The organism is Bacillus sp. SIMBA_008 (assembly GCF_046535495.1).
In the GTDB taxonomy this organism is placed as follows: domain Bacteria; phylum Bacillota; class Bacilli; order Bacillales; family Bacillaceae; genus Bacillus; species Bacillus subtilis.
Genome location: NZ_JAWRWL010000310.1, coordinates 1 through 279 on the forward strand (window position 1 = coordinate 1; position 279 = coordinate 279).

Annotated in this window: 1 pseudogene; it reads left to right on the forward strand. The window is 29.4% G+C overall.

The features are described 5' to 3' along the window. Positions 1–279 (forward strand): annotated as a pseudogene (locus tag SB658_RS23345) (ABC transporter permease); the annotation flags it as partial.

The following is a 279-nucleotide window of genomic DNA, read 5'->3' on the forward strand; positions in this document are numbered from 1 at the left end:
CTACATGTAATCGCATTTATATTATTTGTAAAATGGTTAGAGAAAAAGGAATCTAATACATTTAGAAAAATGAATAAGATAAAAGTAGTAGGCATTAGTATTTTGATTTTAATGATGCCGTTTATTTTAAATAACATCCTCCAGACATTGAATAAAACATGGTACTACGCAGGAAAAACAGGGGTAGAAGCAATAGAATATAAAAAAGATGATAGCCAGTGTAGAATGGAGAAAAATGGAGAGCATATCGAACGAAAGTGCATCGTTACTTTAAAAAAT